The 23,783-nt window shown below is 69.3% G+C and carries 20 protein-coding genes and 1 tRNA gene; 10 read left to right on the top strand and 11 right to left on the bottom strand.

Translation table 11 applies throughout. The features are described 5' to 3' along the window. The first annotated feature begins 16 nt into the window (after positions 1–16). The gene (locus DMA15_RS18790) at positions 17–1,837 is read left to right on the top strand and encodes a serine/threonine-protein kinase (protein WP_125513963.1); all 1,821 of its coding nucleotides are present in this window, start codon (positions 17–19) and stop codon (positions 1,835–1,837) included. Here the strand turns inward: DMA15_RS18790 and DMA15_RS18785 are convergent. Continuing rightward, positions 1,803–3,209 (bottom strand): hypothetical protein, encoded by a 1,407-nt coding sequence (locus DMA15_RS18785; RefSeq protein WP_206302761.1) that lies wholly within the window; start codon positions 3,207–3,209, stop codon positions 1,803–1,805. The two genes, DMA15_RS18790 and DMA15_RS18785, sit on opposite strands and share 35 nt — an antisense overlap. Positions 3,210–3,454: 245 nt before the next feature. Then, positions 3,455–3,583: a DLW-39 family protein gene (locus tag DMA15_RS37530; protein WP_003999697.1), complete on the bottom strand. Its 129-nt coding sequence runs from the start codon at positions 3,581–3,583 to the stop codon at positions 3,455–3,457. A gap of 314 nt (positions 3,584–3,897) precedes the next feature. Here DMA15_RS37530 and DMA15_RS18775 point away from each other — a divergent pair, with 314 nt between their 5' ends. After that, positions 3,898–4,230 carry a DUF6344 domain-containing protein gene (locus DMA15_RS18775; RefSeq protein ID WP_125513962.1) on the top strand — a complete coding sequence of 111 codons (333 nt, stop codon included), beginning with the start codon at positions 3,898–3,900 and terminating at the stop codon, positions 4,228–4,230. A 309-nt stretch (positions 4,231–4,539) separates the two neighbouring features. Here the strand turns inward: DMA15_RS18775 and DMA15_RS18765 are convergent. From DMA15_RS18765 to dnaA, 9 genes are all read right to left on the bottom strand, one after another. Beyond that, positions 4,540–4,613 (bottom strand) — tRNA-Ile (locus DMA15_RS18765). 130 nt (positions 4,614–4,743) lie between these two features. Further along, positions 4,744–5,412: a DUF3566 domain-containing protein gene (locus tag DMA15_RS18760; RefSeq protein WP_125513961.1), complete on the bottom strand. Its 669-nt coding sequence runs from the start codon at positions 5,410–5,412 to the stop codon at positions 4,744–4,746. Between the two features lie 18 nt (positions 5,413–5,430). Then, on the bottom strand, positions 5,431–8,034 hold the full coding sequence (gene gyrA, locus DMA15_RS18755) for a DNA gyrase subunit A (RefSeq protein WP_125513960.1): 2,604 nt from the start codon (positions 8,032–8,034) through the stop codon (positions 5,431–5,433). Between the two features lie 43 nt (positions 8,035–8,077). After that, the gene (gene gyrB / locus DMA15_RS18750) at positions 8,078–10,147 is read right to left on the bottom strand and encodes a DNA topoisomerase (ATP-hydrolyzing) subunit B (protein ID WP_125513959.1); all 2,070 of its coding nucleotides are present in this window, start codon (positions 10,145–10,147) and stop codon (positions 8,078–8,080) included. A 265-nt stretch (positions 10,148–10,412) separates the two neighbouring features. Then, complete coding sequence (locus DMA15_RS18745; RefSeq protein WP_125513958.1) at positions 10,413–10,967, bottom strand: DciA family protein; 555 nt, start codon at positions 10,965–10,967, stop codon at positions 10,413–10,415. After that, on the bottom strand, positions 10,964–12,085 hold the full coding sequence (recF, locus tag DMA15_RS18740; RefSeq protein ID WP_125513957.1) for a DNA replication/repair protein RecF: 1,122 nt from the start codon (positions 12,083–12,085) through the stop codon (positions 10,964–10,966). The genes DMA15_RS18745 and recF overlap by 4 nt, the downstream gene beginning before the upstream one ends. Before the next feature lie 52 nt (positions 12,086–12,137). Further along, positions 12,138–13,013, bottom strand: coding sequence for a phosphogluconate dehydrogenase (NAD(+)-dependent, decarboxylating) (gene gnd, locus DMA15_RS18735; protein ID WP_125513956.1), 876 nt, complete (start codon positions 13,011–13,013; stop codon positions 12,138–12,140). Between the two features lie 89 nt (positions 13,014–13,102). Then, positions 13,103–14,233, bottom strand: a complete 1,131-nt coding sequence (gene dnaN / locus DMA15_RS18730) for a DNA polymerase III subunit beta (RefSeq protein WP_125513955.1) — start codon at positions 14,231–14,233, stop codon at positions 13,103–13,105. Positions 14,234–15,144: 911 nt separating this feature from the next. Beyond that, entirely contained in the window at positions 15,145–17,070 is a 1,926-nt protein-coding gene (dnaA, locus tag DMA15_RS18720) for a chromosomal replication initiator protein DnaA (protein ID WP_125513953.1), read from the bottom strand. Between the two features lie 367 nt (positions 17,071–17,437). On the opposite strand from dnaA, the gene rpmH reads away from it, so the two are divergent. From rpmH to DMA15_RS18680, 8 genes are all read left to right on the top strand, one after another. Next, on the top strand, positions 17,438–17,575 hold the full coding sequence (rpmH, locus tag DMA15_RS18715) for a 50S ribosomal protein L34 (protein ID WP_006381191.1): 138 nt from the start codon (positions 17,438–17,440) through the stop codon (positions 17,573–17,575). 21 nt (positions 17,576–17,596) lie between these two features. Then, positions 17,597–17,968, top strand: a complete 372-nt coding sequence (gene rnpA, locus DMA15_RS18710) for a ribonuclease P protein component (RefSeq protein ID WP_125513952.1) — start codon at positions 17,597–17,599, stop codon at positions 17,966–17,968. Continuing rightward, a complete protein-coding gene (gene yidD / locus DMA15_RS18705) occupies positions 17,965–18,321 on the top strand; it encodes a membrane protein insertion efficiency factor YidD (RefSeq protein ID WP_125513951.1) in 357 nt (118 codons plus the stop codon). Before rnpA ends, yidD begins: the two co-directional genes overlap by 4 nt. Before the next feature lie 3 nt (positions 18,322–18,324). Beyond that, entirely contained in the window at positions 18,325–19,629 is a 1,305-nt protein-coding gene (gene yidC / locus DMA15_RS18700; protein ID WP_125513950.1) for a membrane protein insertase YidC, read from the top strand. Between the two features lie 14 nt (positions 19,630–19,643). After that, positions 19,644–20,156 carry a R3H domain-containing nucleic acid-binding protein gene (locus DMA15_RS18695; protein WP_125513949.1) on the top strand — a complete coding sequence of 171 codons (513 nt, stop codon included), beginning with the start codon at positions 19,644–19,646 and terminating at the stop codon, positions 20,154–20,156. A gap of 100 nt (positions 20,157–20,256) precedes the next feature. Then, positions 20,257–20,976 (top strand): 16S rRNA (guanine(527)-N(7))-methyltransferase RsmG, encoded by a 720-nt coding sequence (gene rsmG / locus DMA15_RS18690; protein WP_125513948.1) that lies wholly within the window; start codon positions 20,257–20,259, stop codon positions 20,974–20,976. Positions 20,977–21,301: 325 nt separating this feature from the next. Next, complete coding sequence (locus tag DMA15_RS18685; RefSeq protein ID WP_125513947.1) at positions 21,302–22,378, top strand: ParA family protein; 1,077 nt, start codon at positions 21,302–21,304, stop codon at positions 22,376–22,378. Further along, positions 22,375–23,490 carry a ParB/RepB/Spo0J family partition protein gene (locus tag DMA15_RS18680; RefSeq protein ID WP_125513946.1) on the top strand — a complete coding sequence of 372 codons (1,116 nt, stop codon included), beginning with the start codon at positions 22,375–22,377 and terminating at the stop codon, positions 23,488–23,490. The genes DMA15_RS18685 and DMA15_RS18680 overlap by 4 nt, the downstream gene beginning before the upstream one ends. The last annotated feature ends 293 nt before the right edge of the window (positions 23,491–23,783 follow it).

The following is a 23,783-nucleotide window of genomic DNA, read 5'->3' as shown; positions in this document are numbered from 1 at the left end:
GGAGCGGAGCGCGACCATGGGTGAGGTCTTCGCCGGTCGGTACGGACTGGTCGATCCGATCGGGCACGGGGGAGCCGGAGCGGTCTGGCGCGCCTGGGACCACCGGCGGCGCCGGTACGTGGCCGCCAAGGTCCTGCAACAGAGCGACGCGCACGCCCTGTTGAGGTTCGTGCGGGAACAGGCCCTGCGGATCGACCATCCCCATGTGCTCGCGCCCGCCAGCTGGGCCGCCGACGACGACAAGGTCCTGTTCACCATGGACCTGGTCGGCGGCGGTTCCCTGGCGCACGTCATCGGGGACTACGGCCCGCTGCCGCCCCGCTTCGTCTGTACGCTCCTCGACCAGCTCCTCTCCGGTCTCGCGGCCGTGCACGCCGAGGGCGTGGTCCACCGCGACATCAAGCCGGCCAACATCCTGCTCGAAGCCACCGGCGCCGGGCGCCCCCATCTGCGCCTGTCCGACTTCGGCATCTCGATGCGCAAGGGCGAGCCCCGGCTCACCGAGACCGACTACGTGGTGGGAACGCCCGGTTACTTCGCCCCGGAGCAGATGCTGGGAGCGGAGCCGGACTGCGCCGCCGATCTCTTCGCCGTCGGCCTGGTCGCCCTCTACCTTCTGGAGGGCGCCAAGCCGGACGCGAAGGCGCTGATCGAGCATTACGCCGAGCACGGCACTCCCGGCGCCCCCCGCGGTATGCCGGAGCCGCTCTGGCAGGTCATCGCGACCCTGCTCCAGCCGGACCCCCAGGCGCGCTTCCGCACCGCGACGGGTGCGCGCAAGGCGCTGGCGTGTGCCGCCGAGATGCTGCCCGAGCCCGGCCCGGACGACGAACTCATCGAGATCTTCGACCAACTCCCCCCACTACCCCCGGGCTTCACCCCCGAGGGCCCCCTGCCCTCCGCGCCCCAATCCCCCCTGACGGCATCCCCCAAGCCAACCCCTGAACCACCCCCCACCCCCACACCTCAGCCGAGCCTCACCCCAGCCCCCCACCCAGGCCCTGCCCTCGCACCTCAGCCGGGCCCCGCCCCTGCAACCCAGCCGGACGCCACTCCCGCGCCTCAGCCGGGCCCCGCCCCAACGCCCTGGTCGGGCCCGGCACCCGCACCTCAGCCCAACCCCGCCTCCGCACGTCAGCCGGGTCCCATCCCTGCACCCCAGAACGCCACGCCCACACCTCAGCAGGGCCTCACCTCAACACCGCAGCCAGGCCCAGCACCCGCGCCTCAACCGGTCCCCGCCTCAGCACCCCAGCCAAGCCCAGCCGCCGCACCTCACCCAGCCCCCACCCCCACCCACATACGCCACTCTCCGCAACCGAACCACCCCCGCACCCCCTCCGCCCCAGCACCCCCGCCCACCGCGCCGACACCTCCTCCACCCGGCCCTCCGGGGCCCGCGCCGACACCCGGCCCCCCGGGCCCCTCACCTGCCCCGCCGACCAGCCCGGCCTCGGCTTCGGCCTCGGCTTCGGCCTCGACTTCGGCGACCAACCTCCCCTCAGCGACCGGCAGCTTCCACCTCCCCCCGCCCCTGCGGCCCCCGCAGGCCCCCTCGCCCGAACCCACACACGTCAACTCCCCCTACCAGCCCGCGCCCCACGACCCCGCACACGCCGTGACGTCCGCAGTGCACCACCCCCACGCCCCTGCTCCCCCCAACAGCGCTCACACCACGCAGGTCCCACCCCTGAACCAGGCGATCTCCACGCCCTGCCCACCGGCCTCCCACGCCCCGCGAAGGCGCCCGGGCCCGCCCGCGAAGGTCGCGGTGCCGATGCTTCTCCTCGCGCTGGTCTGCCTCACGGTCGGCCTCTGGGCCCTGACGCAGCTCTGACGGCCGGGCGCACCCCGCCCGCCCCGCGCTGCCCGCCACCCGGCGCCGCCGTCTCGACCGCCGCCCTCCGCCGCGCGATCAGCGTCCACCCGGCGAGGACGCCCAACAGCACCACCCCGGCCCCGATCCCGCCGACGGCAAGAACCGCCATCGCCCGGTCGTCGCCCCCGACAGCCGTCTCCCCGCGCCGTGCGGCCTCCGCGTCCCGCTCCGTGACGTCGAACTCACCGGCCGGCACGGACGACCCCGCGTACGCCGGACCCGGCCGAGCCGCCCCGTCGACGTCCACCCGAAGCGTCAGATCCACCGGAGCCCCGCCGAACGTCTCCGCCACTTCCGCGCTGAGGTGGACCGACACGTAGTACCAACCGGCGAACCGCATCGCGGCCACCCCATCCTCCGGAGCGAAGCGGTTCTCGTACGCGACCGGCGGCAGCGGATCCAGTACCGCCGACTTCTGCTTCCCGTCGTAAGCCGTGTCCACGTCATCGACCTCCGCGCGCACCGGATTGGCCACCGCCATGACCAGCGCGGACGAGACATACCCCCTGCCACCCCGTCCACCGCCACCGCCACCGGCGCCCCTGGAGCTGCCCAGCTCCGCACCGACGGAGAGCCGCTGACCCCAGTCGACCGGCACCCGGTAGAAGAGCGTCTCACCGGGCCCGATGCTGTCCCCCCAGACACCTCTCCCCAGCGCCCGCGCACGGTTGAAGCTCGTACCGCCCTCGCGCACCTTCCGCTCGCCGACCGGCGCGACGGGGGACGCGGAGTTCCAGGACCGCGGCGGGGCCGTCGGTCCTTCCGTCCGCAGCGCGGGTTCCGACGCGACCCGAAGCTCCAGGTCCCAGCTCTCGCGGGAGGACTCCGGGGCGCCGACCCGCTCGACGAGTACGTAGTACGTGCCCGCCCCCACGCAGCTCTTCTCGTCAGGGCCGACCCTGCGCGCCGCCGTGGCCGTAAGGGGACGCGGACTCTCCGAAGCCCCGAACCTGGCCTCCTGCGACTCCAGGGGGCTGCAGTTGTTTCCGTCGGCGTCCTGAACGGAGACCTCGACCCCATCGGCGTACGACACCTTGCTGCCGACCGCGGGAACCGCGGTCACCGCGACGTACGCGCTCTCCTCGGCCCCCAGCTCCAGACGGTAAAAACGCTGCCCCGCGCGCGGGAGGGCACTCCTGTAGACCTTCCCTGGGCTGAGCCGACGCCCTTCTACGTTGCTCACCGCGCCGTCGATCGTCTCGGCGCCCTCAGCGAAGCCGTACGGAGCAGGCGTCCCCGCTCCCCAGGCCTGTCCCGGGAACACCCCCGCCGCCCCCACCACCGCGCAGACCGCCGCCGCGCCCCAGCCCCCGCCAAGCCGCCGCCCCATCACGCGCCACCCCTCGTCGCGAACTCAGCCGTCCCAGCCGTCCCGACCGTCCTGCCCGCCCGCCGCCACGCGGACACCACCACGCCCCCGCCACCGACGCAACCGCGCCACCCCCACCTTCGCTCGCGCAACCACCCTCTTCACGCAAGCGAACAAAGTCCCCTGAGCCCTCCCGTGCCCCTGCACAGCACAAGGCCCCGGCCGCAAAAGCGACCGGGGCCTGTGAAGAGACTGGTGTCGATGACTCACGAACCCGTGGGCACGGAGTCAGTCGCCTCCGTCCACAGATCCTGCTCGGCGCGATCCGCCTGGATCTGGCGGTACACGAGGAGCCCGCCGATGGCGGCCAGTGCGACCAGGAGAAGCTTCTTCACCGCGCGACCTCGTCTTTCCTTGACGTAGGGGACTTCTGGCGCCCGACTATACACACCGACCGATATCGATCGGTGACCTGGATCCGCCCCCAACTCCGGCCCCGCGCACAGCAGTCGAAACGGACCTCGGCACTCCACAAAACGCCCCCACGCTGTGATTTTCGCCGCCCTCACCGCTTTCTCGGGCCCCTTGGGGCCATCCGGGTGGTGTTCATCTGAACATCGGCGCCGCGCGAGCGTCGGTCCCTCACTCTCGGCCCCGCATACACATCATGAGGAAAGTACGCAAATCGCCCAACCCGAATTGAGGGGCCATGACCGGCAACAAGCCCATGAAACTGTGGACCACGATCGTCACCGCCTTCCTCGCGCTCTTCGCCGCGCTGGGACTCACCACGACGGCCACCGCGGCCACGGCGGTACAGGAGACCACGAACGCACGCAACGCCACGCGGTGCGCGCCCACCCCGGCCATGGCGGCCCTCTGGACAGCGGCCTACGAACGCTCCTTGCCGCCCACGATGAAGCAGCGCATCCGCGCCGAGGCCCACGGCTCGTCCCCCAGCTGCCGGCACCTGCCCCCCACGGACACGGAAGCCGAGGCTGACACGGCCAACGACGACCCGGGCCCCGCCCCAGAGCCGTAACCCGAGCCGCACACCCCCACAACTCCCGAAGGCCCCCAGCCACCCCGGCTGGGGGCCTTCACGCACCCCCAGCACCCAAGCCAGCACCCCGACCAGGCAGGCCCCGGCCACGCAGACCCCGACCGCGCAGGGCCCGACCGCGCAGGGCCCGACCCCGCGTACGCCCCCGCCACGTAGAACCCAGCCACACAGGCGCACCACTACGTAGGACCCCACCCACGCAGGCTCACCACTACGTAGAACCCCGACAACGCGGAAGGCCGGTAGATCCTGAGATCTACCGGCCTTCCGACGGGCACTGAGCCACTGTGGGGCTAACAGGATTTGAACCTGTGGCCTCATCCTTATCAGGGATGCGCTCTAACCAACTGAGCTATAGCCCCGCCGCGCTGCGGTGGTGTCCCGCGCGCTGACCCCTGAAGATTAGCGCACCTGCGGGCCAGTCCCAAAATCGATGGCCGCGCGGGGAACGGAGCAAGGCGAACCGGGGCCGTGGCCCCGGTGAAGACGCCGTTACTCGTCCTCCGCCAGCGTCAGCTCGACGCCGCCCACGAAGCCCGCGGAGAGGTTGTAGATGAACGCGCCGAGCGTCGCCAGCGCCGTGGCCAGGACGACGTCGATGACCGCGATGATCGCGGTGAACGTCAGGACGCGCGGCAGCGACAGGAAGGACTGCAGGTCGAAGCCGTTGGACTCGTTCGAGCCCGTCGCCTCGGAGATCGTGCCGCCCACCGTCGAGAAGACGCCCATCGCGTCCATGACCATCCACAGGACGGCCGCGGCGACGATCGTGCAGATGCCGAGTGCGATGGAGAGCAGGAAGCTGACCTTCATCACCGACCACGGATCGGCCCTGGCGACCCGCAGCCGCGCCTTGCGCGTACGCGGCACCGTGCGCGCCCCCGTCCGCGGCTTGCGCACCGCGCCCGCCTGGGCGCCCGAGCCGCCCCCGGCGCCCTGCTGATACGCCTGCGGCGGGTGATACGGCTGAGACGCCTGCTGCTGGGTCTTGCGCTCCCCGGGCAGCGCCCCGCCGGCCGTATCGGCGTCTCGGGTGTCCGTCACAGTCCCCCCCTGGGATCCATGAGACTCGGCGTCCTTCGCATCAGCGGCGGAGCCACGGGCACCGTCCTTACCGGTAGTGCCGGACCGCTTCGCCTCGGCACCCGTGGCTCCACTCACGATGACTCACTCCTCGCGCTACTCGGCCGAGGAGTCCATGCCCTCGTCCGTACCGACGGCCGGCTCGCCGCCGTCCGAGTCGTCGACGACGATGTCTCCGTCGACTTCCTCGGCCTCGCGCCCGGCCTCGGCGTTACGAGCGATGCCGACCACGGCATCGCGCTTGCCCAGGTTGATCAGTTGGACGCCCATGGTGTCACGGCCCGTCTCCCTGACCTCGTTGACTCGCGTACGAATCACACCACCGCCCAGCGTGATGGCGAGGATCTCGTCGGTTTCCTCGACCACCAGGGCGCCGACCAGTTCGCCGCGGTCCTCCACGATCTTGGCAGCCTTGATGCCGAGGCCACCGCGACCCTGGACGCGGTACTCGTCGACGTTGGTCCGCTTCGCGTACCCACCGTCGGTGGCGGTGAACACGAACGTACCTGGCCGGACCACATTCATCGAGAGCAGCTCGTCGCCGTCACGGAAACTCATTCCCTTGACGCCCGAGGTGGCGCGGCCCATCGGGCGCAGCGCGTCGTCCGTCGCGGTGAACCTGATCGACTGGGCCTTCTTGCTGATGAGCAGCAGGTCGTCCTCGGCCGAGACCAGTTCGGCGCCGATCAGCTCGTCGTCCGAACCGTCGTCCTTCTCACGGAGGTTGATGGCGATGACGCCACCGGAGCGAGGCGAGTCGTAGTCCTTGAGGGAGGTCTTCTTGACCAGGCCGCCCTTGGTGGCGAGGACCAGGTAGGGCACCGCCTCGTAGTCACGGATCGCGAGGATCTCGGCGATCTGCTCGTCCGGCTGGAAGGCGAGGAGGTTCGCCACGTGCTGGCCGCGGGCGTCGCGTCCGGCGTCGGGCAGTTCGTACGCCTTGGCGCGGTAGACGCGGCCCTTGTTGGTGAAGAAGAGCAGCCAGTGGTGCGTCGTCGACACGAAGAAGTGGTCGACGATGTCGTCTTCCTTGAGCTTCGTGCCGCGCACGCCCTTGCCGCCGCGCTTCTGCGAGCGGTAGTCGTCCGTCTTGGTGCGCTTGACGTAGCCGCCGCGGGTGATCGTGACGACGATGTCCTCTTCGGCGATCAGGTCCTCCATGGACATGTCGCCGTCGAAGGGCACGAGCGCCGAGCGGCGGTCCTCGCCGAACTTGTCGACGATCGCCGCCAGCTCTTCGCTGATGATCTGGCGCTGCCTCGCGGGCGAGGCCAGGATCGCGTTGTACTCGTTGATCTTCGCCTGCAGCTCGTCGTGCTCGGCGACGATCTTCTGGCGCTCCAGTGCGGCGAGCCGGCGCAGCTGCATCTCGAGGATGGCGTTGGCCTGGATCTCGTCGATCGACAGCAGGCCCATGAGGCCCTCGCGCGCGATGTCGACGGTCTGGCTGCCGCGGATGAGCGCGATGACCTCGTCGATGGCGTCCAGGGCCTTGAGCAGGCCGCGCAGGATGTGCGCCCGCTCCTCGGCCTTGCGCAGCCGGAACTTCGTACGCCGGACGATGACCTCGATCTGGTGCGTCACCCAGTGGCGGATGAACGCGTCCAGCGAGAGCGTGCGCGGCACGCCGTCGACCAGGGCCAGCATGTTGGCGCTGAAGTTCGACTGGAGGTCGGTGTGCTTGTAGAGGTTGTTCAGTACGACCTTGGCGACCGCGTCCCTCTTCAGGACGATCACCAGACGCTGGCCGGTGCGCGAGGACGACTCGTCGCGGACGTCGGCGATGCCGCCGACCTTGCCGTCCTTGACCAGGTCGGCGATCTTCTGCGCGAGGTTGTCCGGGTTGGTCTGGTACGGAAGCTCCGTGACCACCAGGCACTGGCGGTTCTGGATCTCCTCGACCGCGACGACCGCGCGCATCGTGATGGAGCCGCGGCCCGTGCGGTAGGCCTCCTCGATGCCCTTGCGGCCCACCACCAGGGCGCCGGTCGGGAAGTCGGGGCCCTTGATGCGCTCGATGAGGGCGTCGAGCAGCTCCTCGTGCGTGGCCTCGGGGTGCTCCAGGGCCCACTGCGCGCCCGCCGCGACCTCGCGGAGGTTGTGCGGCGGGATGTTGGTGGCCATGCCGACCGCGATGCCCGCCGAGCCGTTGATCAGCAGGTTCGGGAAGCGGGCCGGCAGGACGGTCGGCTCCTGGTTGCGGCCGTCGTAGTTGTCCGTGAAGTCGACGGTCTCCTCGTCGATGTCACGGACCATCTCCATGGCCAGCGGCGCCATCTTGCACTCGGTGTACCGCATGGCGGCCGCCGGGTCGTTGCCCGGGGAGCCGAAGTTGCCGTTGGAGTCCACCAGCGGCATGCGCATCGACCAGTGCTGGGCCAGGCGGACCAGGGCATCGTAGATGGAGGAGTCGCCGTGCGGGTGGTAGGTGCCCATGACGTCGCCGACGACGCGGGCGCACTTGTAGAAGCCCTTCTCGGGGCGGTAGCCGCCGTCGTACATCGCGTACAGGACGCGGCGGTGGACGGGCTTCAGGCCGTCCCGTACGTCCGGCAGCGCGCGGGAGACGATGACGGACATCGCGTAGTCGAGGTAGGAGCGCTGCATCTCCGTCTCGAGCCCGACGGGCTCGACACGCATGCCCACACCGGGAACGGCGGGTTCCTCTTCGGGCATCACAGGGGTGTTCTCGTCGGCCATTGCTGGTCAAAGTCCTTTCGAGGTGCGGCTTGTACGGGCCGACTCAGATGTCGAGGAAGCGGACGTCCTTGGCATTACGCTGGATGAACGAGCGCCGTGCCTCCACGTCCTCTCCCATCAGCACCGAGAAGAGGTCGTCGGCCTGTGCCGCGTCGTCCAGGGTGACCTGGCCGAGCACGCGGTGTTCCTGGTCCATCGTGGTGATGCGCAGCTCCTCGGCGTTCATCTCGCCGAGGCCCTTGAAGCGCTGGACCGAGTCGTCCCTGATGCGCTTGCCGGCCTGCCGGCCCAGCTCCACCAGGGCGTCGCGCTCGCGGTCGGAGTACGCGTACTGGAAGTCGTCCCGCGACCACTTGATCTTGTAGAGCGGCGGGCGCGACAGGTAGATGTGCCCGTGCTCGACCAGCGGCCGCATGAAGCGGAAGAGGAACGTCAGGAGCAGCGTGTTGATGTGCTGACCGTCGACGTCGGCGTCCGCCATCAGGATGATCTTGTGATAGCGGAGCTTCTCGATGTCGAAGTCCTCGTGCACACCGGTGCCGAAGGCCGAGATCAGGGCCTGGACTTCCTGGTTGTGCAGGATCTTGTCGATCCGCGCCTTCTCGACGTTCAGGATCTTGCCTCGGATGGGCAGGATGGCCTGGTACATCGGGTCGCGGCCGGACTTCGCCGAACCACCGGCGGAGTCACCCTCGACGATGAAGATCTCGCACTTCGTCGGGTCGTTCGACTGGCAGTCGGAGAGCTTGCCCGGCAGGGAAGCGGTCTCCAGGAGGCCCTTGCGGCGGGTCAGGTCGCGCGCCTTGCGGGCGGCGACGCGGGCCGTGGCGGCCTGGATGCCCTTGCGGATGATGTCCGCGGCCTCGTTCGGGTGCCGGTCGAACCAGTCCGTCAGGTGCTCGTGCACGACCTTCTGCACGAAGGTCTTCGCCTCCGTGTTGCCCAGCTTGGTCTTCGTCTGGCCCTCGAACTGGGGCTCGCCCAGCTTCACCGAGATGATCGCGGTCAGACCCTCGCGGACGTCCTCACCCGTGAGGTTGTCGTCCTTCTCGCGCAGCAGCTTCTTGTCGCGCGCGTATCGGTTCACCAGACCCGTCAGCGCGGCCCGGAAGCCCTCTTCGTGCGTACCGCCCTCGTGCGTGTGGATCGTGTTCGCGAAGGAGTACACACCCTCGGTGTACTGCGAGTTCCACTGCATCGCGATCTCGACCGAGAGGAGGCGCTCCTTGTCCTCGGCCTCCACGTCGATGACGGTCGGGTGGATGACCTCGCCCTTGCGGGAGTTGAGGTACTTCACGAAGTCGACGATGCCGCCTTCGTAGTGGTACGTGACCGTGCGGGCCTCGGGGGCCTCGTCGTCGGTCGCCTCCGGGGAGTCCGCACCCACCGTGGCCTTCGCCGAAGCGCGCTCATCAGTGAGTTTGATCGTCAAACCCTTGTTGAGGAACGCCATCTCCTGGAAACGCCGCGCCAGCGTCTCGAAGGAGTACTCGGTCGTCTCGAAGACATCCGGGTCGGCCCAGAAGGTGACCGTGGTGCCGGTCTCGCTGGTGGCCTCGTGCCGCTCGAGCGGGGCGGTGGGTACGCCGCTCTTGTACTCCTGCGTCCAGCGGTAGCCGTCTGTCTTGATCTCGACGGCGAGCTTGGTGGAGAGCGCGTTCACCACGGAGACACCGACGCCGTGCAGACCACCGGAGACGGCGTAGCCGCCGCCGCCGAACTTGCCGCCCGCGTGCAGCACGGTGAGCACGACCTCGACGGCCGGCTTCTTCTCGACGGGGTGGATGCCCACCGGGATGCCACGGCCGTTGTCGATGACGCGCACGCCGCCGTCGGCGAGGATCGTGACGTCGATCGCGTCCGCGTGGCCGGCGAGGGCCTCGTCCACGGAGTTGTCCACGACCTCCTGCACCAGGTGGTGCAGGCCGCGCTCACCGGTCGAACCGATGTACATGCCGGGTCGCTTGCGGACCGCGTCCAGACCCTCGAGGACGGTGATCGCGCTGGCGTCGTACGAGGGCGGGGCCTCGCCGTTCTCGCCGGCGGCGGTGGACGGGATGTTCTCGTTGGGGTTGCCGGAATCGGCCACGAAGCGCCCTTTCTGGCACAGCACAAGCCAAGCTCCCGGCGGTGGCCGGAGCGGCTGCGTCGTTCAGCGATAGTCAGCGTTGCTCGGTGCGTCCCACAAGTGGGGCGGGATTAGCTTCCAGTCTACCGGTAGCACTGACATTGATGGGGGCTTGCCGGTACCTGAGTCCTCATGTGCCGCCCTGAACCGGACTCGGCCGACTCCCCATATACGGAACGGGGCTCCAGAGGGCTCACAGCGGCACTCAGCGCTTCGGGACGTCAACCGCCAGCTACGGTCGGCGGCACCCTCAGCCGTAGGTGTCGCCGGGGCCGGTGCTGCCCGGGGCGCGCAAGGGCCCGAAGCGGTGTGCGGGGCCGTTGGGGCCGAGGACCTTGAGGAGGCGCACGGTGCCGTGGCCCAGGTCCTCGTTGAGGCGTGCCACCAGCTGGGGGGCCATGAGCCGCAGCTGGGTGGCCCAGGCCGTCGAGTCGCACTGCACGGTCAGGACGCGCTCGTCCTCGTCGTACTTCTGCGGGACGCAGTGCTTGGCCAGGTCGTCGCCGACGATCTGCGGCCAGCGGCCCATCACCCCGCCGACCGCGGCCGGGGTCTCCCAGCCGCGCTCGGTGATCAGCCGGTTGATCGCCGAGCCGAGCGGCAGCGGATCGCGCCCGTCCGCCCGCGCCCCGGAGCGCAGCCCGCCGCGGCGGGCCTGCTTCTTCTGCTGAGCCGCGTCCCCACGCGCGCGTGCCTGTTCCTTCGCGGCCCGCAGGGCGACCCGGGCCAGGTCGACGCCGGAGGGCTCGGGCGTCTTCTGCGCCGCTCCCTCGGGGTCCCCCTTGGCGGGCTTCTCGTCGCTCATACGCGGTCCACCGCGCCCTCCGCCACCGCGTACCGCGCACCGGCGAGCACGCCCGGCACATCGTCGTCGACCGCGGCCGTGACGAGCACCTGCTCGCCCGGGGCCACCAGCTCCGCCAGCCGCTCCCTGCGGCGCGCGTCCAGCTCCGCGAAGACGTCGTCGAGGACGAGCACCGGCTCGTTGCCCTCGGCCCTGAGCAGGTCGTACGAGGCGAGGCGCAGGGCCAGGGCGTACGACCAGGACTCGCCGTGGCTCGCGTACCCCTTCGCGGGGAGCTGGCCCAGCTTGAGCAGCAGGTCGTCGCGGTGCGGGCCGACCAGGGTGACGCCCCGCTCGATCTCCTGCTTGCGGGCCTCTTCGAGGGCGGCGGTCAGCTGCTCGTACAGCGCCTCGCGCGTGTGGCCGTCGCCGGGCGCGGACGGCTTGTACTCCAGGGCGACCGGTCCGCCGCCGGGCGCCAGCTGTTCGTACGCCTTGTCGGCCAGTGGCTGGAGCGCCGAGATCAGGTCGAGCCGCTGCGCGAGCAGCTCGGCGCCCGCGCGCGCGAGGTGCTGGTCCCAGACGTCGAGCGTGGACAGGTCCATGGAGCGCCCGCCGTGGCGCCGTGCGAGCGCGGCCGACTTCAGGAGGGTGTTGCGCTGCTTCAGGACGCGGTCGTAGTCGGACCGGACGCCCGCCATCCGCGGGGAGCGCGCGGTGATCAGCTCGTCGAGGAAGCGCCGCCGCTCCCCGGGGTCACCCTTGATCAGCGAGAGGTCCTCGGGTGCGAAGAGCACCGTGCGTACGATCCCCAGGACGTCCCGTGGTCTGACCTGCGAGGACCGGTTGATGCGGGCGCGGTTGGACTTGCCGGGGTTGAGTTCCAGCTCGATCAGCTGCTGGCGCTCGCCCTGGCGGACGTTGGCCCTGATGACGGCCCGCTCGGCGCCCATGCGCACCAGGGGGGCGTCCGAGGAGACCCGGTGGCTGCCGAGCGTGGCGAGATAGCCGACGGCCTCGACGAGGTTGGTCTTGCCCTGGCCGTTGGGCCCCACGAACGCGGTGACGCCCGGGTCGAGAGGGACCTCGACCCGGGCGTACGACCGGAAGTCGGCCAGCGACAGATGCGTGACGTGCATGGTGTGCGCCGACCTCCCCCGGCAAGCCCGTGCGCGACGCACAGGCTGTGGATTACTTCTTCTCTACCGCGTGGCCGCCGAACTGGTTGCGCAGCGCGGCGATCATCTTCATCTGCGGCGAGTCGTCCTGCCGCGAGGCGAAGCGGGCGAAGAGGGACGCGGTGATCGCCGGGAGCGGCACCGCGTTGTCGATGGCCGCCTCGACGGTCCAGCGGCCCTCGCCGGAGTCCTGGGCGAAGCCGCGCAGGCCCTCCAGGTGCTCGTCGTCGTCCAGGGCGTTGACCGCGAGGTCGAGCAGCCAGGAGCGGATGACCGTGCCCTGCTGCCAGGAGCGGAAGACCTCACGGACGTCCGTGACCGAGTCGACCTTCTCCAGCAGCTCCCAGCCCTCGGCGTAGGCCTGCATCATCGCGTACTCGATGCCGTTGTGGACCATCTTCGCGAAGTGCCCCGCGCCGACCTTGCCCGCGTGCACCGAGCCGAAGTCGCCCTCGGGCTTCAGCGCGTCGAAGACCGGCTGGACCTTGGCGACGTGCTCCTTGTCGCCGCCGTACATCAGCGCGTAGCCGTTCTCCAGGCCCCAGACGCCGCCGGAGACACCGCAGTCGACGAAGCCGATGCCCTTGGCCTTCAGCTCCTCGGCGTGCTTCTCGTCGTCCGTCCAGCGGGAGTTGCCGCCGTCCACGACGACGTCTCCGGGCTCGAGCAGCTCGGACAGCTCGTCGATGGTCGACTGGGTCGCGGCTCCGGCCGGGACCATCACCCACACCACCCGCGGACCCTTGAGCTTGCCCACAAGCTCTTCCAGGCTGTGGACATCGGCGAGGTCCGGGTTGCGGTCGTATCCGATGACGGTGTGACCTGCGCGGCGGATGCGCTCGCGCATGTTGCCGCCCATCTTGCCGAGGCCGACGAGACCGAGCTCCATCAGAGGTTCCTTCACTAGCGACGTGGCGTTACGGCACTTTCGTACCTGCGTCCGAGCCTACGCCCGGACGCACGCACACACCTGTGGGCTCAGCCGCTCAGACGTACCGGCATGATCAGGTACTTGTAGGCGTCGTCCGCCTCGGCGTCCACGGCCGGCCTGCCGCTCAGCAGCGCGGGCTTGGTGGAGGTCGTGAACGACAGCTGGGCGACCGGGGAGTCGATCGCGCTCAGACCGTCGAGCAGGAACGTCGGGTTGAACGCGATGGAGATGTCGTCGCCGTCGAGCTGGGCGTCGACCCTTTCCACAGCCTGTGCGTCGTCGCTGGAACCGGCCTCCAGGATGAGCACGCCCTGCTCGAAGCTGAGGCGCACCGGGGTGTTCCGCTCGGCGACCAGGGCCACACGCTTGACGGCCTCCACGAAGGGGGCGGTCTCGATCACGGCCACCGAGTTGAACTCGGTCGGGAACAGCGTGCGGTACTTCGGCAGGTCGCCTTCGAGCAGACGCGTCGTCGTACGGCGTCCGGCGCCCTCGAAACCGATCAGCCCCTCGCCCGCTCCCGAGCCGGACAGCGCCAGGGTGACCGTGTCGCCGCTCGTGAGGGCCTTGGCGGTGTCCAGGAGCGTCTTGGCGGGCACCAGGGCGACCGCGGACGCCTCGGGGTTCTCCGGCTTCCACAGGAACTCGCGGACCGCGAAGCGGTAGCGGTCGGTGGAGGCCAGGGTGACCGTGTCGCCCTCGATCTCGATGCGCACACCGGTCAGCACGGGCAGCGTGTCGTCACGGCCCGCGGCGATGGCGACCTGGGCGGCGGCGGAGGCGAAGACCTCACCGGGGACGGTGCCCGTGGCGGTCGGCATCTGCGGCAGCGCGGGGTACTCCTCCACAGGAAGCGTGTGGAGTGTGAATCGCGAGGAGCCGCAGACCACCGTCGCCCGTACACCGTCTGTGGAGATCTCCACCGGGCGGTTGGGGAGCGCGCGGCAGATGTCCGCGAGCAGCCGGCCGGAGACGAGGACCGTGCCTTCCTCGTCCACCTCGGCGTCGACCGAGACGCGTGCCGAGACCTCGTAGTCGAAGCTCGACAGGCTCAGCGCGCCTTCCTCGGCCTTCAGCAGGAGGCCTGCGAGGACGGGCGCAGGCGGCCGGGCCGGGAGGCTGCGCGCCGCCCAGGCCACCGCCTCCGCGAGTACGTCGCGTTCAACCCGGATCTTCACCGTAAGCCGCCCTCCTGCTGTTGCTGGCTGCTCTCGCCCGCTGGGCCTGTGGCCCTCGTCGTCTGACTCGGTGTCTCTCAGCCATGCCGTGGGAAGGACACCGGGGTCCAGTCTGACGCACGGCACTGACAGTCGGTGCCCGTCGGGGTCAAGTCGTGGCGAGCGGCGTCGGAGGCCCGGAGCGCGAGTTGTGCACAGGACCCACTTCCAAACGATTTCCCTGGACTCTCTAGTTGGGAGTAGTAGTAGGGCCTGTGGAAACCGTGGATAACCGTGAATGCGCTGGTCAGCACCGGTTTTTTATCCACTGACCCTGTGGGCGGAGCCGGTGGACAACCCGGCGTTTCTGTGGACGGCGAAAAGTTCTGCACAACCGGTGCACAGGCAAGGGCCACTTCTCCCCAGCGCTGTCCCCAGCTTTACCCAGCTTCCCCACAGGGCAACCGACCACCTTGGTGTGACGCCTTTCACTCGACCCGGTGAGAGGGCGCGTCACGTTGCCGAACAGTGGACAGCCGTGTGGAGAAGCTGGGGAAAGCTGGGGACAACAGGCCTGAGCCTGTGGGCCGCCGGTGGACAACGCCGCGCACACCCTGTGGACGAGATTTTCATCCACACCCTGTGGACAGTCTTCGTCCACGAATCCACAACCACCTGACCTGGCCTGATGATCTCTCAGCAGCGTCCCCTGTGGACAGCGTCTGGACAACTTTCCAGTCCCCAGGGTGTGGACGCGAAAAAGTTCGAACATCTGTGGAGAACCCCCGTCTGAACAGGGGAAATCGAACAGCGGGAGCCGGTCGTACGAGGCTCCTGTGCGGTCGGAACGGGCTCCACGCGTGCGTGGGCGACGGAAAAGGGCGCCCCGGGAGTGGTCCCGGGGCGCCCTCAGCGGCGTGTCGCGGCGGCTGTCAGCCGTTCTTGATGCGGTTGGTCAGCTCGGTGACCTGGTTGTAGATGGAGCGCCGCTCGGCCATCAGCGCGCGGATCTTGCGGTCCGCGTGCATGACGGTCGTGTGGTCGCGGCCGCCGAACTGCGCCCCGATCTTCGGCAGGGAGAGATCGGTCAGCTCGCGGCACAGATACATGGCGATCTGGCGCGCCGTCACCAGGACGCGGCTGCGCGAGGATCCGCACAGGTCGTCCACCGTCAGCCCGAAGTAGTCGGCTGTCGCGGCCATGATGGCCGTCGCCGTGATCTCCGGAGCCGCGTCCTCACCGCCCGGGATGAGGTCCTTGAGGACGATCTCGGTGAGCCCCAGGTCCACGGGCTGGCGATTCAGCGACGCGAACGCCGTGACCCGGATCAGCGCGCCCTCCAGCTCACGGATGTTCCGCGAGATCCGCGACGCGATGAACTCGAGCACCTCCGGAGGGGCGTTGAGCTGCTCCTGCACCGCCTTCTTACGGAGGATGGCGATACGCGTCTCCAGCTCGGGCGGCTGGACGTCGGTGATCAGCCCCCACTCGAAGCGGTTGCGCAGCCGGTCCTCCAGGGTGACCAGCTGCTTGGGCGGCCGGTCACTGGAGAGCACGATCTGCTTGTTCGCGTTGTGGAGCGTATTGAAGGTGTGGAAAAACTCCTCCTGCGTCGACTCCTTGTCCGCGAGGAACTGGATGTCGTCGACGAGCAGGATGTCCATCTCGCGGTAGCGCTTGCGGAAGCTGTCGCCCTTGCCGTCGCGGATGGAGTTGATGAACTCGTTGGTGAACTCCTCGGAGCTGACGTACCGCACGCGCGTGCCGGGGTACAGGCTGCGGGCGTAGTGCCCGATCGCGTGCAGCAGGTGCGTCTTGCCGAGGCCGGACTCCCCATAGATGAAGAGGGGGTTGTAGGCCTTCGCGGGCGCCTCGGCGACAGCGACCGCGGCCGCGTGCGCGAAGCGGTTGGACGCGCCGATGACGAAGGTGTCGAAGAGGTACTTGGGATTGAGCCGTGCGGTCGGCTCGCCGGGGCCCGTCGCGGGCGCCGGCTGCGCGGCCAGCGGGCCGGGGGCGCCGCTCGACGAGGTGGGGCCCACCGGGCCGCCCCGGTGCACGCCGTGGCCGCCGTGCCCGGCGTTGCCCCGGTGGTCGCGAGGATCGCGGTGGTCACGCGGGTCACGGTGATCGCGGTGGTCACGGTGATCACCGGACGAGTCGGGCATGTCGTGGCGCTCACGCCGGTCCTGCTGGTCGGAGCGCTGCTGCTCGTACGACGAGCGGTCCTGCGGCGGCTGCGAGCGGTAGTCGTGCTGCGGCTGCTGGACCGGGTTCGCGTACGGATCGCGGTCGGGGAAGCCGAGCCGCTGCTGCTGCCAGCCGTAGTCGTCCTGCGGCTGGGGCCACGCGCCGGGGCCGGGGCGCTGGTAGTCCGGGTAGGCGGGGCGCGCGCTGGGCATCTGGTCGGACCGGGAGCCCGACTGGTGCTCGTCCGAGGGGCGGCGCCCGTAGCCGTCGTACGAGTCGCGTCCCTGACCGGAGCCGGAGGGCAGCTCGGGCTCTTCGTAGCGCTGCTGGTGCGACTGCTGCTGGCCCTGCTGGTGCTGGACCGGCGGCGCGAGCAGGCCCGCGGGGTCGCCCACGGAGTCGTCCACCGTGATGGCGATGCGGATCGGGCGGCCGCACTCGCGGCTCAGGGTCTCGCTGACCACGGGCGCGAGGCGGCCCTCCAGTACGCCCTTGGCGAATTCGTTCGGGACGGCGAGCAGCGCGGTGTCGGCGACCAGCGCCAGGGGCTGGCAGCTCCTGAGCCACCGCTCGTCCTTCGCCTCGACGCCCTGACCTCGCCCCTCACCCAGCAGATGTTCCAGAACTCGTGGCCACACTGCGGCAAGATCGGCAGGTACATCAGCCACAGGGCACGCTCTCTCACGGGGTCCCACGAAGGTGTGGTTCTTGGGACGGAAATCGGGATGGGGAGGGGGAAGGGAACGAATCGGAGTTCAGCCAAGGTAGTCAGGGCGACGGCTGCGGTTCAAGTTGTTGTCCACAGGCTGTGCACAGTGTCTCGCTCCAGCGGTCGGTTTGACCGGATGGCGTAGCCCCGCGTACCGTGACCAGGTCGAGTTGTCGATGGCTGCTGCCGCCTGCCTCCGATGGGCAAAGATCACGATCTGTGATTGTGAAGCGGTGCACTCGGTGCGTATTCGCGAGCTTCTCGTGGGCGCACGGTGACAGCCAGGCGATGTCCCGCCACCACACGATCATTTCTGGAGCCCCCGAGTGAGCAAGCGCACCTTCCAGCCGAACAACCGCCGTCGTGCCAAGACCCACGGCTTCCGCCTGCGGATGCGCACCCGCGCCGGCCGCGCCATCCTCGCCAACCGTCGTGGCAAGGGTCGCGCCAGCCTGTCCGCCTGATCTCAGTCAGGTCATGACGTCGTGCTGCCTACCGAGCATCGGCTGAGGCGGCGCGAAGACTTCGCGACCGCGGTACGCCGGGGACGCCGGGCTGGACGCCCGCTTCTCGTCGTCCATCTACGTAGCGGTGCAACGGACCCGCACGTGCCTGGGGAGAGCCTTCCCCCGACACGTGCGGGTTTCGTTGTCAGCAAGGCCGTGGGTGGAGCAGTCGTACGCAACACGGTGAAGCGCAGGCTTCGCCACCTCATGCGCGACCGGCTGGCCGCGGTGCCCCCCGGTAGCCTGGTAGTCGTACGAGCGCTGCCCGGAGCGGGTGACGCCGACCATGCACAGCTGGCCCGAGACCTGGATGCCGCCTTGCAGCGGTTGCTGGGAGGGGGCGCGCGATGAAGTACCCGCTGTTGGCCCTGATCAAGCTGTACCAGTGGACGATCAGTCCGCTTCTGGGCCCGGTGTGCAAGTACTACCCATCGTGTTCCCGCTACGGCTACCTGGCCATCGACCGGCACGGTGCGATCAAGGGAACGGCGCTCACCGCCTGGCGCATCCTGCGGTGCAACCCGTGGTCGCTCGGTGGTGTCGACCATGTTCCGCCGCGCAAGCGTCCGCGGTGGCACGAGATGCTGCGCGCCGCCTGGCGCGAACGCAAGGGCGGGCCCTCCGCCGCAGGCGCGCCGACCGGGGCTCTTCCCCCGAGCACGGCTGCCGAGACCGAGACCCCGTCCCATGCTCAAGGAGCCTGATTAGTGGACACGATTGCCAGTCTCTTCAGCTTTATCACCACACCAGTTTCGTGGGTCATCGTCCAGTTCCACTCGGTGTACGGGAAGATCTTCGGCGCCGACACGGGCTGGGCCTGGGGCCTGTCCATCGTGTCCCTGGTGATCCTGATCCGTATCTGCCTGATCCCGCTCTTCGTGAAGCAGATCAAGGCCACTCGGGCCATGCAGACGCTGCAGCCCGAGATGAAGAAGATCCAGGAGCGCTACAAGAGCGACAAGCAGCGCCAGTCCGAAGAGATGATGAAGCTGTACAAGGAGTCGGGTACCAACCCGCTCTCCTCGTGCCTTCCCATCCTGGCGCAGTCGCCGTTCTTCTTCGCCCTGTACCACGTGCTGAACAGCATCGCGACGGGCAAGGAAATCGGGGTCATCGACGGCCCCCTCCTGGAGAGCGCGCGTAAGGCGCACATCTTCGGCGCCCCGCTGGCCGCGAAGTTCACGGACGGCGCGGACAAGGTCGCCTCGCTCGGCGCCTCCCTCACGGACGTCCGTGTCATCACGGCGGTCATGATCATCCTGATGTCGGCGTCGCAGTTCTTCACGCAGCGCCAGCTGATGACGAAGAACGTGGACACGACGGTCAAGACGCCGTTCATGCAGCAGCAGAAGATGCTGATGTACGTCTTCCCGATCATGTTCGCCGTGTTCGGCATCAACTTCCCCGTCGGTGTCCTCGTCTACTGGCTGACCACCAACGTGTGGACCATGGGCCAGCAGATGTTCGTGATCCGCAGGAACCCGACGCCGGGCTCCAAGGCGCAGGCCGCCTTCCTGGAGCGCCTGCAGAAGCAGGTCACGCACCACAAGAACGTGCGCGGGCGCGGCAACGTGAACGTCATCAAGGCGATCGTCGCCAAGGGCCGGGACCGCAACGAGTTCGAGCGCAAGTTCATCAACGGCCTCACCAAGGCGGGCCTCGCGGCCCAGGCCGACGGCACCGTGGTGGAGAGCGAGACCGTCGTCGCCACGGCGACCGAGGACGGGGCCACGGCCTCCGGTGCCCCGCGGCGCCAGCAGCCCAAGCGGCAGAGCAAGGCCAAGCGCCAGTCCGCCATCGCGCAGGCCGCCGCCAAGGCGGAGGGCGAAGAGGAACCCAAGACGTCGCTGGAGAAGGCTCAGGACCAGCCTGAGGACGCCACCCCCAAGGCCAAGCCGGCGGGCGGCAACACCACGGGCAACAAGCCCGGCTCCGGAACGCGCAGCAAAGCCAAGTCGGGACAGCAGCGCAAGGGCCAGCAGCGGCCCAAGCACCCGTCCTCCAAGAAGTAGAAGGAGTCCATCCCGTGACGGAAGGCACCACCTCCGCCGCAGTTGAGGCCGGCGACACTCTCACCCGCCTCGAGCAGGAGGGCGAGATCGCGGCGGACTACCTCGAGGGTCTGCTGGACATCGCCGACCTCGACGGCGACATCGACATGGACGTCGAGGCCGACCGGGCCGCTGTCTCGATCATCAGCGACACCGCCAGCCGGGACCTGCAGAAGCTGGTCGGCCGGGACGGCGAGGTCCTGGAGGCGCTCCAGGAGCTGACGCGTCTCGCCGTGCACCGCGAGACCGGTGACCGCAGCCGCCTGATGCTGGACATCGCGGGCTACCGCGCCAAGAAGCGCGAGGAGCTCTCGGAGATCGGCGCCAAGGCCGCGGCCGAGGTCAGGAGCTCCGGTGAGCCGGCCAAGCTCCAGCCGATGACGCCGTTCGAGCGCAAGGTCGTGCATGATGCGGTCAAGGCCGCCGGTCTGCGCAGTGAGTCCGAGGGCGAGGAGCCGCAGCGCTTCGTCGTCGTGCTCCCCGCCTGAGCGGTACCGCGTGTGTCCGGCCCCGTCTGTTCGCAGGCGGGGCCGGTCTTTGTCAGCCTGATAGTCAGCCACCCCAGTGCGGTACGGAAGGACGGTCCCCGTGACGGAGGATGCGGAGCTCCCCCCGGCGCCTGAAGAGGCCCGGACGGTATTCGGCGATCGCTTCACGGACGCGGTCCGGTACGCGGAGCTGCTCGCCGATGCGGGAGTGCGGCGAGGCCTGATCGGCCCCCGGGAGGTTCCCCGGCTCTGGGAGCGGCACCTGCTGAACTGCGCGGTGCTGTCCGAGGTCGTGCCCGAGGGCGTCACGGTGTGCGATGTCGGCTCCGGTGCCGGCCTGCCCGGTATCCCGCTGGCCCTGGTCCGCCCGGATCTGAAGATCACGCTCCTTGAGCCCCTGCTGCGGCGTACGAACTTCCTCACCGAGGTGGTCGAGCTGCTCGGCCTCGACCATGTGACGGTCGTGCGGGGCCGCGCCGAGGAAGTCCTCGGGAAGCTGCCCCCGGTCCATGTGGTGACCGCACGGGCCGTGGCGCCGCTGGACCGCCTTGCGGCCTGGGGCGTTCCGCTGCTGCGTCCTTACGGGGAGATGCTTCTCCTCAAGGGCGACACCGCCGAGGAAGAGGTCAAGGCCGCTGGCTCCGCGCTGAGCAAGCTCGGTGCGGTGGGCACCTCGGTCCTGCATGTCGGTGAGGGTGTGGTGGATCCGCTCTCCACCGTCGTGCGTGTCGAGGTCGGGGAGAGCCCGGGCGGTGTGCGCTTCGCCGCGAAGCGGGCCAAGGCCGCGCGCACGGGCCGTACGCGGCGCCGCCGCGGCTGACGGAAGTTCCGGCTGCCTGACTGCTTGCCCGACTGACTGACTGCCTGCCTGGCTGTCTGTCTGCTTTGGCGGCGTGCGGGCTGTACTCCGCAAAACCTGCCAAACGTACGCATACCGGGGTGTCGCGCCAGCGGCACCCCGGCTGCCGTGCATCGTGTTTCACGTGAAACGTCGCTCACTGCTGCATGGCATCATCAATCGCGGCCGCGCTGCGGAACCTCGCGACCGTCGGCCCCTCGGTTCCCTCGATAAGGGCACGGAGTTGTCCACAGAGGGGGATTCGTCCACAGAAGACCGGGCCTCGCTGGTTCATGCCCCTCAAAGCATGGGAGGCTCTGTTCATTGCGAGCCTGATGTCGAGGAGAGTGAATCCTTGCGGTCCGACGCCAACATCGCGGGACCGATGACCGATCCGGTCCCCGGTCCCCGTACCGAGTCGGCGGGGGAGGATGTTTCACGTGAAACACCGACCCCGATGGACGACACACCCATCGGTCGTGCTGCCCAACTGGCGGTGGAAGCACTTGGCCGCGCGGGCGAAGGCCTGCCACGCCCCGAGCAGACCCGAGTCATGGTGGTCGCCAACCAGAAGGGCGGGGTGGGCAAGACGACGACGACCGTCAATCTCGCCGCCTCGCTCGCTCTGCACGGCGCACGCGTCCTGGTGATCGACCTCGACCCGCAGGGCAACGCCTCCACCGCTCTCGGCATCGACCACCACGCCGAAGTGCCGTCGATCTATGACGTCCTGGTCGAGAGCAAGCCGCTCTCCGATGTCGTCCAGCCGGTGACGGATGTCGAGGGTCTCTTCTGTGCCCCGGCCACGATCGATCTCGCCGGTGCGGAGATCGAGCTGGTGTCGCTGGTGGCACGGGAGAGCAGGCTGCAGCGGGCCATCCAGGCCTACGAGCAGCCGCTGGACTACATCCTCATCGACTGCCCGCCGTCCCTGGGACTGCTGACGGTCAACGCCCTGGTGGCCGGTGCGGAGGTGCTGATCCCCATCCAGTGCGAGTACTACGCACTGGAAGGACTCGGCCAGCTTCTGCGCAACGTCGACCTCGTACGGGGCCACCTCAACCCGAACCTGCACGTCTCGACGATCCTGCTCACCATGTACGACGGCAGGACCCGCCTCGCCTCCCAGGTGGCGGACGAGGTGCGCAGCCACTTCGGGAGCGAGGTCCTGAGGACCAGCATCCCGCGCTCGGTCCGCATCTCGGAGGCACCGAGCTACGGCCAGACGGTGCTCACCTACGACCCGGGCTCAAGTGGCGCCCTCTCCTACTTCGAAGCGGCACGCGAGATCGCGCTGCGCGGAGTCGGAGTGCGCTACGACGTCCAACACGCCCACACGGGCGCTCAGAACGACCAGCACAGCATGACGGAGGGGATGCAGTGAGCGAGCGACGGAGAGGACTGGGGCGGGGCCTCGGCGCCTTGATCCCTGCGGCCCCGACAGAGAAGCAGGTGCCGCAGCGCGCGGCGGGAGCCTCGACCTCTCCCACGGCTGTGCCCGTACTCACCGCCGAGCGGGGGGTGGCCGCCGCGAAGGTGACGGCACTTCCGCAGAGCCCTGTTTCACATGAAACGGCGGAGCCGGTCCAGCAGTCGGTGGAGGCACCGGAGAACGCGCCGGTGGCCGGCGCGCACTTCGCCGAGCTGCCGCTCGACTTCATCTCGCCCAACCCGCGGCAGCCGCGTGAGGTCTTCGACGAGGACGCCCTCGCGGAGCTGGTCACCTCCATCAAGGAGGTCGGGCTTCTCCAGCCGGTCGTCGTACGGCAGATGGGTCCCGCGCGCTACGAACTCATCATGGGCGAGCGGCGCTGGCGGGCCTGCCGTGAGGCGGGCCTGGAGCGCATCCCGGCGATCGTGCGGGCCACGGACGACGACAAGCTCCTGCTGGACGCGCTGCTCGAGAACCTGCACCGCGCCCAGCTGAACCCGCTGGAAGAGGCCGCCGCCTACGACCAGTTGCTCAAGGACTTCAACTGCACGCACGACCAGCTGGCGGACCGCATCGGCCGGTCCCGCCCGCAGGTCTCGAACACGCTGCGCCTGCTGAAGCTCTCGCCGGCCGTGCAGCGCAGGGTGGCCGCCGGGGTTCTCTCCGCGGGTCACGCCCGGGCGTTGCTCTCCGTCGAGGACTCGGAGGAGCAGGACCGGCTGGCTCACCGGATCGTGGCCGAGGGTCTTTCGGTGCGTGCCGTCGAGGAGATCGTGACCCTCATGGGGTCGCGGCCCCAGAGCACTCCGAAGGCCAAGGGACCGCGTGCGGGCGCCCGGCTCTCTCCGGCGCTGAGCAGTCTCGCCACCCGGCTCTCCGACCGGTTCGAAACCCGGGTGCGGGTGGATTTGGGCCAGAAGAAGGGCAAGATCGTCGTCGACTTCGCCTCTCTGGAGGACCTGGAGCGCATCCTGAGCACGCTGGCTCCGGGCGAGGGTCCAGTCCTTCGGAACGGGCAGGCCGAGGACGACCTGGAAGACACCTCTGAGGACGACAAGGCCTGAACCACCAGGGCTGACCCCGCGAGAGCGGGCCGTGTCCGGTCTGTACCGGAACACGGCCCGCTCTTTGCTTTCCTACGGTATCGATGGAATCACTTCGTGGATACGATGCGTCTGGGTATGGCGCATCCACCTGACGGCACCTCATTGGGGAGGCGGGGGCCATGCGATCGATGAGCCGCACCGGACTGATGACCGCGGGCCTGGGGCTGGGAGCGGTCGGCGGGTTCGTCGGCAGCCTGCTCCGGGAACGCAGTGCTCTGACAGCCGCCCGCAGCGCGGCGGGCGAGGAAAGT

Source organism: Streptomyces sp. WAC 01529, from assembly GCF_003945545.1.
Classification (GTDB): domain Bacteria; phylum Actinomycetota; class Actinomycetes; order Streptomycetales; family Streptomycetaceae; genus Streptomyces; species Streptomyces anatolicus.
The sequence above is the reverse complement of the archived record's forward strand: the minus strand, read 5'-3'. Positions and strand labels throughout refer to the sequence as shown.

Excerpts from the sequence above, each read along its gene's own strand:
- DMA15_RS18785 (WP_206302761.1), bottom strand. The coding sequence starts at position 3,209 with ATGGGGCGGCGGCTTGGCGGGGGCTGGGGCGCGGCGGCGGTCTGCGCG.
- DMA15_RS18790 (WP_125513963.1), top strand. The coding sequence starts at position 17 with ATGGGTGAGGTCTTCGCCGGTCGGTACGGACTGGTCGATCCGATCGGG.
- DMA15_RS18775 (WP_125513962.1), top strand. The coding sequence starts at position 3,898 with ATGACCGGCAACAAGCCCATGAAACTGTGGACCACGATCGTCACCGCC.
- gyrA (WP_125513960.1), bottom strand. The coding sequence starts at position 8,034 with ATGGCCGACGAGAACACCCCTGTGATGCCCGAAGAGGAACCCGCCGTT.
- gnd (WP_125513956.1), bottom strand. The coding sequence starts at position 13,013 with ATGGAGCTCGGTCTCGTCGGCCTCGGCAAGATGGGCGGCAACATGCGC.
- yidD (WP_125513951.1), top strand. The coding sequence starts at position 17,965 with ATGAAGTACCCGCTGTTGGCCCTGATCAAGCTGTACCAGTGGACGATC.
- recF (WP_125513957.1), bottom strand. The coding sequence starts at position 12,085 with ATGCACGTCACGCATCTGTCGCTGGCCGACTTCCGGTCGTACGCCCGG.
- DMA15_RS18745 (WP_125513958.1), bottom strand. The coding sequence starts at position 10,967 with ATGAGCGACGAGAAGCCCGCCAAGGGGGACCCCGAGGGAGCGGCGCAG.
- DMA15_RS18685 (WP_125513947.1), top strand. The coding sequence starts at position 21,302 with ATGGGAGGCTCTGTTCATTGCGAGCCTGATGTCGAGGAGAGTGAATCC.